Origin of the sequence: Reichenbachiella sp., from assembly GCF_039944555.1 — a bacterium.
Classification (GTDB): Bacteria; Bacteroidota; Bacteroidia; order Cytophagales; family Cyclobacteriaceae; genus Reichenbachiella.
This window is the reverse complement of sequence record NZ_JBDUYN010000016.1, coordinates 104399-118537: the sequence shown is the minus strand read 5'-3', so window position 1 is coordinate 118537 and position 14139 is coordinate 104399. Positions and strand designations below refer to the sequence as shown.

Genomic DNA, 14139 nt, shown 5'->3' with positions numbered 1-14139 from the left:
AACTAATATGAAAAATAAAGGATTAGGCGAATTTGAAGAACTGGTTTTGCTTGCCGTCTGCATTTTGGGAGATGGTGCCTATGGTGTGTCAGTAAAAAGTGAAGTTGAAAGACATTCCGGCCGGAGTGTTTTATTAGGTGCTGTGCACATTACCTTATACCGTTTGCAGGACAAAGGATTTCTGAAGTCGGAGATGGGAGGTAATTCGGCCAAACGTGGAGATCGACGAAAAAGGCTATTCAAAATCACGGAAACGGGCATGCAGCAGCTACAGACTTCTCAGGATGTCCGACAAAAAATGTGGCAATTGATTCCCCAACTTAACGCCGGTAGCTAGTGTCTTCTTCTAAGAAACATCAGGCACCCCGGTTAGCCAAATGGCTTGCCCATAAACTCATCAAAGAAACCTACATAGAGGAGCTTTTCGGTGATTTGCAGGAAATGTTTGAAGACCGCATCTCCACCAAAGGCAAGAGCTATGCACTACTCATGTATTGGCTTGACACCTTTCATCTTTTGATTGGATTCTCCTCCATTGGTATATTCAAAACTCAAAATAACAATACAATCATGATCAAAAACATGTTTAAAATCGCTTGGCGAAATGCGATCAGGCAAAGACAATTTACGGTACTCAATCTGCTGGGCCTCTCCATTGGAATGGCAACTTGCCTTCTTATTGGTCTATACGTCTATGATGAAATATCCTATGACCAATTTCACGCTAAAGGTGATCGAATTTACCGAATCAATCAGCCGGACATCTGGGGAAACTGGGATAAAGAATCAGCCTCAACAGGTCCAAATGTAGCTTTGGCTCTCAAAGAGGATATTCCTGATTTTGAAGAGCTTACGAGGATTAGGAGCCTGAGAGGGCTTGTCATGAAATATGAGGAAGAGGGCAGAAGAACCATTTCTTTCGAAGAAGATTTGAATTTTGCAGTGGATGAAAACTTCTTTGATGTCTTTTCCTTCAACTTCATTCAAGGAAGCCCTGAAACGGCGCTCATAGAACCTAAAAGCATGGTGATGACCGTTGAAACAGCGGAAAGATACTTTGGATATGAAGATCCAATCGGCAAATCCATAGATGTGAAACATTATGACGGCACTTGGCATCCCTATATGGTCAGTGGTGTTTTGGACAACGTTCCGGATCGGTCCCATATTCAGTTTGATATGCTTGTCCCGATGAATAGCCATAGAAAGCAAATGGAAAGCGATGACTGGAAATGGATCTGGACTGCATTTTCCACTTATGGTTTGGTTCAAGAAGGAACAGATATCGAAGCTTTGACAAAAAAAATACAGGCCGTTCCCCCTAAATGGGCGCCGCCAACAACCGAACGCATTTTCAATCAGACTTTTGATGAATTTACCGCTGGCAATCCCTGGACATTATTTCTCCAACCACTCGAGGGAATTTACTTCTCTGAGCGTCCGCCATTTCATCGGTTCGGTCCTACTGGAAACCCCCAGGTCGTAGGCATATTTGGAGTAATTGGCATATTGATACTACTGCTATCAGTCATCAATTTCATGAACCTGTCTACCGCACGCTCAGCTAACAGATCAAAAGAAGTGGGTATCAGAAAAGTACTGGGTTCGGGAAAGAAATCATTGGTCATTCAATTCATCTTTGAGTCGGTCTTATATGTGGTCATAAGTACCATCTTTGCACTAGGTCTGATTGAGCTGCTATTGCCTTGGTTTAACACCTTCACTAATAAAAATCTGGTGCTGTTGACATTCCTGATGCAACCGGCAATCATCTTATTTGTCTTGAGTTTTATTGTGCTGGTAGGCGTACTGGCAGGAAGCTATCCGGCACTCTATCTATCTTCAGCTAAACCTATTGAAACACTAAAGGGGAAATTGAGCAGTGGCTTCAAAAGCAAAGGAATCCGTAACGGGCTGGTGGTGCTTCAATTTACCATATCCATTTCTCTTATCATCTGTGCTTACTTCGTGCAAAAACAAATATCATATTCTTCAAAACTGGACGTAGGCTATGTTAAAGACAATATTCTGCAGATTCATAATATAGAACAAATAGGTTTTGATAGTGAAGTATTAAAAACTAAACTAGAGTCGAATCCGGCCTTCACTCATGTCGGTAAATCATTTGGTGTTCCTCCCAATATTTGGTCTGGAGATCGATACAAGACCGATGATCCGGAAAGCGAAGTGGTTTATATCAGTAATGTCAGGACTGACGAAGATTACATCAACCTGCTGGGACTCGAGTTCATTGCCGGGAGAAATTTCGATCTCCATAGAAGCAACGATAAATATGGTATAATTCTAAATGAAGAAGCCGTTAAGATGCTTGGTTGGAAGTCTAAGGATAAGTCACCAATTGGTAAAAAATTATTGATCGCTTCCGGGGACGAAGATGATTTTGAAGTCATTGGCGTTGTGAAAGATTTCAACTTCAGAAGTGTAAAAAGAAAAATCGAACCATTAATGATTATTCATCATCTGAACGATCGCGTTTGGGACTATGGTTCCGGAATCTCATTCTTGTCCATGCGCCTCAATCCCGAAGGTGTTAGTAATTCCGAGGATTTGCAGCGGGTCATTGAAGAAGTGAAAAGCGCCATTTCCGATATTGATTCATCCATCCCTTTTGAATACAGTTTTATGGATCAGGACTTTGAAAGCACTTTCCGCACCGAACAACGGATGGGTGTGGTTATGAATTTCTTTACCGCTATGGCAATGGTCATAGCCTGTCTGGGTTTGTTTGGACTGGCAGCGTTTTCTGCTGAGCAGCGAATTAAAGAATTGGGGATCAGAAAAGTACTTGGGGCTAAGGCCTATCAACTAGTCTTTTTGTTTACCTCTGAGTTTACCAAACTGATCGCTGTATCTGTCTTAATTGCTTCTCCATTGGCCTACTACTTTACTGATTTATGGCTGGAAGATTTTGCCTACAAGGCACCCATTGAAATTTGGGTATTTGTAGTGGCCGCCATAGGTGCCCTGAGTCTCGCCATTGTTACGATTGCTTATCAATCATTGAGAGCAGCTCATCGAAATCCTGTAGATACGCTAAAAGATGAATGATAAAATGGTTAGAATCAAGCTATAGCAATTAATAGGACCAAGCGCTTATCTAAATCAGGGAGAGCCTGGTCCTATTAACCTCCAATTCCACAGATTTTTTCTCAAAAAAGTTGTATTTTCGAGGTCTGACTAATTGACTTAAATTTTTTTTTAAACAAAAAGTAGGGCTTACGAAATGAAATAAGCCTCGCTAATTAAACTACTTAACCGATGTATTATCCTAACCTAAGAAAGGGCTTGTTAGCCCTAGTCTTCCTGTGCGCGTATGTCGCAGTGAATGGACAAAATTTAAAAACACATGCTGACCAGCATCCCAGAGGTCACGCACTTTACAAACAATCCAAGCTTTTCGATAGTAGAACCGGTCCGGTTGAAAGCAAACCAACAGCAGTTGGGGACAATGCCATAGACAGAATCACCTTCGAATATAATCGCCTGAAGAACCCATATACAGGGAAGATGCCAGCGGGAATTTTAGATTTAGAGCAAGAATTTTCCAACAATATCGCAGAAGGGCAGGATTTAAAAAATTCCGCAGATCATTCTGGAGGCAGATACAGGAAATATGCCTATTGGAGTAACAGGGGCCCATATAATGTGGGTGGAAGAACCCGGGCATTGGCAATAGACAAGACCAATGAGAATGTGATTTTGGCCGGCGGTGTGTCAGGTGGGCTTTGGCGATCAACAAACGGAGGAATTTCCTGGAGAAAAGTGACTTCAAGAAGGCAAGCGCCGGGTATTACTTGTATTGTACAAGACCCCAGACCCGGTAAACACCATGTTTGGTACTATGGTTCTGGCGAGCGAATTGGCAATTCAGCTAGTGAAGGTGGTGCCTTTTACTCCGGTACCGGCGTTTATAAGTCAACTAATGGTGGTCGTTCGTGGAGACTATTGCCTGCTACTGACGATGACGCGATTGGTTCTTTTGGTCCTTTTGATATTACCAATTCTATAGCCATCAACCCAATCAATGGTGATTTATATGTGGCCACGTTCAACGGACTCCATAGATCAAAAGATGGTGGAAATACATTTGACGAGGTGCTTACAGGAGGGTTTGATGCAACCGTTGAAGTGGCTATCACAACTCAGGGACAGATTTATGCCACTATAGATTTTAGCGGAGTACCTAATGCTGGTTTTTTTACTTCTACCGATGGCGACGCCTGGACAGATATTACCCCAAGCCTTTACCCTGCTTTTTCAGGGAGAACAGTCATGGGTATAGACCCCAATAATGAGGATAGGGTCTATTTTCTGAATCATGATCAACTTGGACCTCAGGGCTTATTCAGATATATGGCTTCAGATGCTCCTGGTAGTCAATGGACGGACCTGAGTGCTAATCTGCCAACATCAATTGGTGGACCTGTTGGAAATTTGAACTTTCAAACAGGATATAATATGGTGGTTAAAGTACACCCTGCAGATTCTAATCTAATGTTTGTTGGTGGTACAAACTTGTACCGTTCGACTACGGCATTTACCACACCCGCGGGACAAGAAAGCTGGATAGCAGGGTACTCACCGATCAATGATGTAAGTGTATATCCGGATCAACATCCAGACCACCATGCACTCGTCTTTTATCCTTCTAATCCCAATAAAGTCTTGTCAGGAACCGACGGAGGAGTGTTTTTAGCTGAGGATATAACCACCTCAATTAGCGCGGCCGAACCGGTAGATTGGACATCGCTCAACAACGGATATGTGACAACGCAGCCATATGCCGTAGCTTTCGATCCTGAACCAAATAGTGATGACTTACTTGCTGGTTTTCAGGATAATGGCACTTGGTTCACTTCGTCAACCAAAAAGACAGAGCCTTGGATAGAAGATTTTGGAGGTGACGGTTCTTACAATGCCATAGCTGATGCAGGGGCAACAAGATATGTGTCTGCACAATTTGGAGTTATCTATCGTCTAAACTTTGACAGCCTTAGGGAATTTGAGTCATTCACGAGAGTGCAGCCTGCCGGTGCTAATAACTTGGACTTTGTGGCTCCATTCGTACTTGATCCTCACAATGACAACATCATGTACTTGCCTGATGGCAATAGAATTTGGAGAAACAATGACCTTGATGGAATCCCCTTGTTTAGCAATGCTACTACCACAGTAAACTGGGTAAACTTACCGAACTCTGATACTCCTGCAGGTACTTCGATTACTTCACTGGATTTGTCTACCTACCCTGTAGCGAACAGATTGTACTATGGCACAAATAGTGGCGGTGTCTACAGAATGGACAACGCCAATCTGGACAATCAGCCTGCGGTAGATTTGACTACAGGAAAAGGCCTTCCACCAGGATATGTTAATGATATTTCCGTAGATCCATCCAACTCGGACCGGGTAGTCATTACATTTTCTAATTATGGAGTACAAAGTTTGTTCCTAACCGACGATGCCGGGGAGACCTGGACGAATGTCAGTGGCAACCTAGAGGAAAATGAAGACGGTACAGGAAACGGTCCGTCCGTTAGAAGTACAGCATTTTTTGGCGGTAGCGACTCTTATTTCGGTCCACATTTGCAGAAGGTTTTTGCAGCGACTAGTACAGGACTGTACTATGCCCTTAGACTCAATGGTGACAGAACCCGGTGGTATAAGGAGCCATTTGTGATCGGTAACGCTGTAACAGACGAGGTCAAGACCAGAAAAGATGGCTTTGTAGCAGTTGCCGCCCATGGCAATGGTCTTTTTAGCGCTCGCTTCCCTATCTTTTTTAATCCACTACCAGAATCGAAATTAAGCGTCGCTTACTTGCTCGAAGACCTGGTTGTAGATGAAAATAGCGACGATGTGGTTGTAAATATTGAGGACTTATTTGTGCATTCTCGTGGTCGTCATATCAACGTCGAATTGACCAACTCAAATCCAGATTTGGTCACCGTGACTGACAATGGTAACAGCCTCACGCTATCATTTGCCGCAGATACTTTAGGCTCAGCTACCATAGGATTGATCGCTACTTCAGGAAATGAGCAGGTAGCAGAAGGGTTTACGGTATTTATTTCGAAGCCAACGCTTTATGAGCAACTGGGAGCAGGAGTTTCTTCACTACCATCGCAGAACTTTCTGGACTTTGGTGCCGTAGTACAAACTGCCGACGATTTTGTGGTACCAGCCGGTGATAGCTGGGAAATCAGCAATGTCATTGCCTTTGGTGGAGCGAATAATTCTCCAACTTTTACAAGTGCTACGATTGTCATTTATGAGGACAATCTAGGTGCACCAGGAAACGAAATATACAACAGTGGAGCGATCATTCCAGACTCTAATCCGCAAGATGCCAATTTGAGTTTTACGCTTCCGACAGAAGTAAGTCTGAACAGCGGGAACTATTGGTTGTCTGTTTATGCCAATTTAGCCTTTAATCCGGCGACTACTCAATGGTTCTGGACATCACAAAATGGTGGGATCGGAGAGGAGCCTCATTTCAAAGATAATTTCGACTTATTTGGAACGGGAGCAACTGATTGGACGGGCGTATCTGTGGCCTTTGGCAGACCTCCATTGGATCAGGTATTCCAGGTATTTGGGTCTATAGTAGCGCCTTCAACTGATGCCGCAACTCGAAAGAGGGGAGATCAAACTTTGGCAGAGTTGAATATGGATATAAGTACGTTGGTTTGGCCTAACCCATCCACCGGCCAATTTACCTTTAAGGTTGATATGGGAGATGCTATTAAACTATCCGAAGAGCGAGTGAACATGAGTATTTTCAATACCTCGGGTAGACTGGTTCATGAACTAAGGAATGTCGATACGGCATCAGAATTTGTTTGGGATGCCTATCATCAGCCTACTGGTATTTATATGGTTAAAATTGTAGGACCGGGTACCAATCAGTCATTTAAAATAGTGAAGAAATAAAAGATGATAAAGACTAACCTGATTCGATTGGAATTGGGTTAGTTTTTTATTTTGAATTCAAAATGTCTAACAAATACGCAGTTTTATTGTTGTTGATTTTTGCCTTAGGCTATACTCAGAGCCATGGTCAGGAAAAGCCAAAATTTTCCGATGTGAATGATCAACTGGGGCCCAATTCGATAAAGGTGGTGGGCATAATAAAAGAGGTTCTGTCCGGAGAAGCGTTTTGTGGTAAAAACTATACAACCTCAATCAAGGTTCAGATCAGTGAGATCACTTATCGAGGCAGGGCAATAAAAAATGCCATTTCCTTAAATCAGGATGTCACTTTTGTCTTTGAAGCAATCGTAGTAGATGACCTGAGGAAAAATAAGAAAACACCAATGAAAGGCCAAAATGTGTTGATTTTCGCTAAAGAAAACCTTTGTTCGGACCTCTATCAATCAGTGTATATGGTGTTGAATCTGGAAGAGCGCTAGTATTTACCCTACTTTTTCATATCTACAAATCAAATTAATTCCTGAAAAGGCATAACTTCTTTATGTCATAAGGTATTCTTGCTTTGTACATTTTCAATTCAAGAAACTACGCTTATGATTAAAGCGAATCATCATTTTTTTCAACTCATTTCGGCCATAGTCATTATGAGCTCTTCCGGGGTTTTGGCCAGATCTGTAGATATTTCTCCAGAATTGGCTATCTGGGTGCGTAGCCTACTTGGAGTTTTGGTATTGTTTGTTTCCATTAGGCTGATGGGGTTGCCAACTTGGACCGGTCCGGGCAAACCCCTGATGGCAGTTGTGTTGAGCACCATACTTTTTGGCATACACTGGGTCACCTATTTCTATGCGCTTTACTTTTCCAATGTAGCCGTGGGTATGCTATCCTTATTTACCTTCCCTGTTATGACGGCCATACTGGAGCCTTTGATTGTAAAATCAAAGTTTAGTTTCGTTGATTTGATTTTGGCATTGATTGCCTTTGCAGGAGTGTATTTCTTAGTTCCCGAATTCGACCTCAACAACAAGACTACGCAGGGAGTCCTTATTGGGCTGTTTTCAGCACTGACCTACTCACTTCGCAATCTTACCTTGAAATTGCATGTAAAAGAACATTCAGGAATTACACTCATGTTTATGCAACTGCTTGGATTGGTCGTACTGCTCAGCCCTACACTTTTCTATGGAGGTTATTTACCGAACCTGGTAGGTATACGACAGGATTGGCTTCCACTATTGATTCTAGGCGTCTTTACCACAGCTATTGGTCACACGATGTTTGTCATGTCATTTAAGAATTTTTCTATTACCATGATTAGTATTCTAAGTACACTTACTCCGCTGATTGGCATTGGACTTGGGATGTATTTTTTGAATGAAATTCCGGAAAACAACATCTGGATAGGTGCTGGCCTTATTTCTGTAGCTGTCATAGCCGAGTCGATGAAGGCAATTAGAAGTACTGGGTAACTGATCCGATCTTTGCTATTATTAAGGTTATGTAGAGTTTAAAATGCCCCATTCAGCTACTAAATTATTTAGTTTACCTAATGTTAAACTAAATTATTGTTCAAAGTCAGCAATTCGGAAATGAGCCAGCCCTTATAGTAAGAGACAAATTTAGTTTGGATCCTAAATTATACCCATGAAGCAGCACAAGAGAAAAAGGGAAATTATTGGAGATCACATTTATTTTCTTTCACATGAGCTAAGACGTCCCCTAGCCAATTTTGTAGAGATATTTGAAATTCTGAAATCCGATGGAATAAAAGAGAAGGACCGTTTAAGCCATACGCTACTTCTGAAAAGAGCCCTCGACGATTTTGACAAGGTGCTTATTGAATACAATAGAACAATTTCTGAGGCTAAATAAATCCACGAACGTCGTCATTCAAATTTTGAATTACCTATTGCTAAGGTGATGTAGAGGTTGAAAAACGTGTTGGGCTGACCCATGTTACTAAATTGTAGACTCGAATTCTACATTTAAGAGTAATATGATAAAAACAGCATTTCAGACTATCATTTTGGTTATTGGTTTCGCCTCATGTGCTGACCAGGCCGAATATCAACCACTAGCATCCGAAAAAGTATTGACGCGATTAATCGGAGAAGAGAAATCAAAATCCTTTGTTTTCCAATTGGTGAAAGACAACGAAAAACCTGAATGGTTCGAACTGAATAAAGAGGGGAACAAAATAGTTGTAAAGGGTAATTCACAAATCGCCTTATGTCGTGGGGCTTACGATTATTTAAAGCAGGAATGCAATAGCATCATAAGTTGGTCAGGCAAGAAAGTGAAGATACCAGAAGACCCGCCTGAGGTGAAAAGAAAGGTGGAGACCCCATTTCAATTCAGATATTATTTCAATGTAGTGACCCATGGATATACCACAGCCTATTGGAATTGGGAACGTTGGGAACAAGAAATAGATTGGATGGCAGTGCATGGCATCAACATGCCCCTTATTGGTGGAGCACATGAAGCCATTTTGGCAAGAGTATTTGAAGACCTAGGCTTAAATAAGCAAGAAATAGATCAGTATTTTTCTGGCCCTGCTCATTTCCCGTGGAACCGGATGGGTAACCTGAATGGATGGGATGGTGCATTGCCAACATCTTATTTTGACGAACAAGTTAAGTTGACTCACCAGATGCTGAATCGAATGAGAGCGCTTGGCATGAGTCCTATTGTGCATGCCTTTGCTGGCTTTGTTCCAAAGGGCATCAAAAGAATTTATCCCGATGAAGAAGTTCGCGAGCTCGGCTGGGGAGGAGGGTTGCCCTTGGAGCACAATGCATTCATTTTGTCACCCAATAGCCCACTTTTTGTCGAGCTAGGTAAGCGATACATTCAGGAATGGGAAAAAGAGTTCGGTGCAGGTGAGTACTATTTGGCTGATAGCTTCAATGAAATGGATGTGCCATTGGCTGCCGATCCGGTAGAAGCCCAAAAAGAATTGACTGGTTTTGGAAAATCAGTTTATCAATCCATCAAAGAAGCTAATACTGAAGCTACTTGGGTGATGCAAGGCTGGACTTTTCCGTATCACAAAGATCAAGATGGTAATCTGTTTTGGACGCCAGAACGTTTGGGAGCTTTGGTGTCTGAGGTTCCGGATGATAAATTGTTAATCCTGGATCTGGCAAATGAATACAATCACGTGTTTTGGAAAATTGATCCCTCATGGAAAATGTATGAGGGTTTCTTTGGCAAGAAATGGATTTACTCTTTCATTCCAAATATGGGTGGTAAGGTACCGCTAAATGGTATTTTGGATGTATATGCTACCATTCCGGAGTTGGCACTCAATTATGAGAAAAAAAAGAATCTGGTTGGTTTCGGATTCGCTCCTGAGGGCATAGAGAATAATGAAATTATTTATGAGTTACTTTCAGATATTGGCTGGAGAAATTCAAAGATCGACCTAGATGTTTGGATAGAAAAATACAGTGTTCAGCGCTATGGCAAATTTCCGGATCAGTTGAAGCAGGCTTTTAACGAGCTAAATGAGTCTTGCTTTGGCACTTTTACCGATCACCCCATGCATCGTTATCAGTTTAGGCCCTATAAAAAACCTGAAGGAGTAGAAGACCACGCCACCGTTCATAGATCAGAAAAATTCGAAGAGGCAGTCGGTACATTCCTGAGTTGTTCAGACGAGTTGGGGGCCAGTGAGCTTTTTGTCTTTGATGCCATAGAACTAACTGTTCAATATTTGGGGCTTGTTGTAGATGAAAAGCTTCTGAAATTTTTGGATGATGAGAAAAACGAGCGACCCACTGAATTGCAGGAAATCATGGATATCCTTTTGGTCATGGATAGGTTGCTAGCTACGCATCCCAATCACAGTCTTCAGCGATGGGTAGATTTTGCTCGAAACTGGGGAGCCACAAGTGAAGAAAAAGATTACTATGAATCCAACGCCAAAAGACTGATAACTACCTGGGGAGGAGATCCGGTCAACGATTACTCTGGTCGAGTATGGTCGGGATTGATAAGAGATTATTATGTACCAAGATGGATCAATTATCATAGCGATCAAGGGACGGACAAAAAACAAAGCATGCGGGATTGGGAAGAGAAGTGGATAACGACTCCAGGCATGTCTACTGTCGAGGCTTACGATGACCCCTTGGATATTGCGTATAAAATGTACGCGGAATACAAAAAAACAAAGTAGTCAATCAGAATAAAAGTGTCCTCAGTTTTTCATAAATGCCAAGTCTTATAAAACCATTGTTATTTTAATCACAGGAAATTCTGTTGCCACATGCGAAAAATTATTAAAGAAATACCGCTAGATAGAGACATTGTTATGAAAATATGAAAAGTACATTATCAATCATATTGTTCTGCCTGCAGAGTCTAATCGTATGGGGTCAAAATCAGACTGAAAGCAATGACGATTTTGAATTAAAAAATGACAAAATGGGCGTGGAGGTCGAAATAAAAGGCCGCATATTGAAAGCCGAGCATTTAATTTTTTTGAACTCACCAGAAGGGCTAACCTTGGATGGCGATTTTGGTTTGGAAATAGTCTGGACAGATTGGATGGCCCCTGGCATGCACAATAATGCAGAAAACCCGGTGGTACTGACCAAGCAAGATTTTGAAATAAAGCACGTAGAGAAAACTGAACTATCCAGTGGTAGCCAGCAAGTTGAATTGGACTTTCAGGGTACTTCGAGCCACTTGCAACTTAAAATGACCTATCTCATTGAGCCAGGAAATCATTATGTTCGACGGAAAATTGCAATTAGAGATACGATCTACAACAAGCATTTTTTGCACAAAATAAATGCCTATGATGCTAAGGTTAGCCTTTCTCAATCAGCCAAAATATTGAAGGAAGGCGGGTTTGGACAACCAGTGGCCCTGCAAGCAAATGACATTGGTTTTTTTGCCGGTTTGGAATACCCGGCCTCTACAAATAGTATTGAACCAAATATAAACTCGGGATTTGACCTCACTTGTTCACAATTAAAAGGAACGAAAATTTCCAGTCAGTGGATCGAAAGCGATTGGGTCGTGTTAGGCATGACACCAGACCGTGCGGTGAAAAAATGGTTCATGAATTACGTCAACGATATCAAAATCAACCCAGATAAACCTTACACCCTTTACAACAGCTGGTATGATTTGCGAGGAGAGAAATATCCCGTCGGGAGCTATGTCAAAGAGCTGCATGACGAGGACTATATGACCGAAAGCAATGTGCTACGCCTCTACAATTTGTTTCAAAAAGATTTTTCAAAGAAGTATGATGTTGAATTGAACGCCTTTGTATTAGACGATGGCTGGGATGTGTATGAAAGCGATTGGGATTTAAACAAAAATGAATTTCCAAATGGTCTAACCCCAATTAAAGACAAATTCGAAAAAAATAACACATCATTGGGTTTGTGGTTTGGGCCGAGTGGGGGTTACTCTGCGAGAATGAAAAGGATCAATTGGTATCGAGCCAACGGATACGAAGTAGTAGGGCAAGAAAAACAATGGGGAGGCGCTCAACTCTGTTTGGCAGGGAAAAAATATAGTCAGTCTTTTAAAGAACGAACCAAAGAATTCGTTCAGCAGGGCGTGTCTTATTACAAATGGGATGGATTCCAATTTTCATGCAGCGAATCGAGTCACGGTCACCCCATTGGCCTTTATTCCCAAGTTGCTGTCTTAGATACCCTGCTTTCTGCCATAGAGGAAGTGCATAAAATCAATCCAAAAGTTTATCACAGCGTTACCTCAGGCACCTGGTTGAGCCCCTGGTGGCTCAAACATGCCAATCAGATATGGATGCAGGGGGAAGATTATGGATTGGCCAATGTACCCTCTTACGATCTAAAGGATGCCGCCATTACCTATAGAGATGTAGTACTGTATGACGATTTGCAAAAGAAAAAGCATTGGTTCCCAGTGAGCAACATGATGACACATGGAATCATTAAAGGAAAGCTCGAAGAACTATATCTTGATACACCCATAGACAAATTTGTAGACAATGCAATACTCTATTTTGCGAGAGGAGTTTCAATGTATGAGTTGTACACCAGTCCCGATGTCATGCAGAGCGAAGAATGGGAGGTGCTAGTCAATGCACTGAAATGGGCAAAGTACAACTTTGAAATACTGATGAACACTGAAATGGTGGGAGGAGATCCAGGCGAAAAAGAGCCCTATGGTTATCTGCACCTTAAAGAGAAGAAAGGGATAGTAGCAGCAAGAAATCCATTTATAGAAAAAAAGACGTTAGAGGTGACGCTCCGTAGTGAATTGGGACTGAATGCCGAGGCAAATAATCTGGTACTCGAAAAAGTATACCCCAATCGATGGATTTCTCCCAATTTGTACAAGACCGGTGATATCATAAGTTTGCAACTGGATGGTTACGAAACGGCCATATATGAAGTATATCCTATAGAAGATACTACTGAACCTCTGGTGGCGGGTGTGCCCTTTCAGATGGAAAAAGATGAAGAGGGAAAGTTCTTCTTGCAATATTTTGGGGAAGGCGATCCCAAAATACTCAACGGCCAAATGATCAAGTCAATGATTCATCTTGATCAAAAGATTTCGCCAAACGAATTACCGCAAACCAACCAAGGTCAAGAGCCTCTAATATCAGATTTTGAGGTTAAACGAGAGGAGAGGCTTATTGATATTGATTTCGTATCGACTGCAGAAACTACGCTTTCATTCCTCTTTAAAATGGATAAAACATCGCTAGATCAACTGCCTTGGGTGAATTTTTTGAATCAGGGGGAGTCAATACCAGCCAAATTCAATGGTCAGCACATGGCTAAAAAGTTCGATCCATCAACAACTGGATCAGCATGGTACTCAATCAAAGTCCAGGCCGGTAGGCAAAAGATAATATTGGATCTTGGCCCAACATCATGGAAAGGAAATATTGAGATTTGGGCCATCGGTCAGCAATCCTACCCAACAGTAGATTTGGAAATACAAATGAAGGGGAAATCGCAGACGCGAGTCCTACCCCCTCGAATCCTGAACCTAGGACAAATCGAAGAGAAACGTAGATTAGGAGTCCTAAGGCTCTAAATGAAGAGCCGAATCCTAAGGTGCTAAGGTCAAGTAGAGGTAGTACAGAGCGGCTTTAAGCCACTTAATCAATAATTTACATTACAGTTTTTTGTTACTAACAGTCTTCGACAGCGACCATAATTT

At 41.9% G+C, this 14139-nt stretch carries 8 protein-coding genes; all 8 read left to right on the top strand.

The window, feature by feature from the left end:
• The first annotated feature begins 7 nt into the window (after window positions 1-7).
• The 8 genes from ABJD64_RS22850 to ABJD64_RS22815 all read left to right on the top strand — a co-directional run bounded on the left by ABJD64_RS22850 (window position 8) and on the right by ABJD64_RS22815 (window position 14013).
• The gene (locus tag ABJD64_RS22850; protein WP_348181174.1) at window positions 8-337 is read left to right on the top strand and encodes a helix-turn-helix transcriptional regulator; all 330 of its coding nucleotides are present in this window, start codon (window positions 8-10) and stop codon (window positions 335-337) included.
• Window positions 337-3069: an ABC transporter permease gene (locus tag ABJD64_RS22845; protein ID WP_348181173.1), complete on the top strand. Its 2733-nt coding sequence runs from the start codon at window positions 337-339 to the stop codon at window positions 3067-3069. The genes ABJD64_RS22850 and ABJD64_RS22845 overlap by 1 nt, the downstream gene beginning before the upstream one ends.
• A gap of 210 nt (window positions 3070-3279) precedes the next feature.
• Window positions 3280-6954: a T9SS type A sorting domain-containing protein gene (locus tag ABJD64_RS22840; protein WP_348181172.1), complete on the top strand. Its 3675-nt coding sequence runs from the start codon at window positions 3280-3282 to the stop codon at window positions 6952-6954.
• A gap of 62 nt (window positions 6955-7016) precedes the next feature.
• Window positions 7017-7433, top strand: a complete 417-nt coding sequence (locus ABJD64_RS22835) for a hypothetical protein (protein WP_348181171.1) — start codon at window positions 7017-7019, stop codon at window positions 7431-7433.
• A gap of 114 nt (window positions 7434-7547) precedes the next feature.
• Window positions 7548-8423, top strand: coding sequence for a DMT family transporter (locus ABJD64_RS22830; protein ID WP_348181170.1), 876 nt, complete (start codon window positions 7548-7550; stop codon window positions 8421-8423).
• Window positions 8424-8598: 175 nt separating this feature from the next.
• Window positions 8599-8826: a hypothetical protein gene (locus ABJD64_RS22825; RefSeq protein ID WP_348181169.1), complete on the top strand. Its 228-nt coding sequence runs from the start codon at window positions 8599-8601 to the stop codon at window positions 8824-8826.
• Window positions 8827-8950: 124 nt separating this feature from the next.
• Window positions 8951-11137: an alpha-N-acetylglucosaminidase gene (locus ABJD64_RS22820; RefSeq protein ID WP_348181168.1), complete on the top strand. Its 2187-nt coding sequence runs from the start codon at window positions 8951-8953 to the stop codon at window positions 11135-11137.
• A gap of 143 nt (window positions 11138-11280) precedes the next feature.
• Window positions 11281-14013 carry a hypothetical protein gene (locus ABJD64_RS22815; RefSeq protein WP_348181167.1) on the top strand — a complete coding sequence of 911 codons (2733 nt, stop codon included), beginning with the start codon at window positions 11281-11283 and terminating at the stop codon, window positions 14011-14013.
• Window positions 14014-14139: the final 126 nt, after the last annotated feature.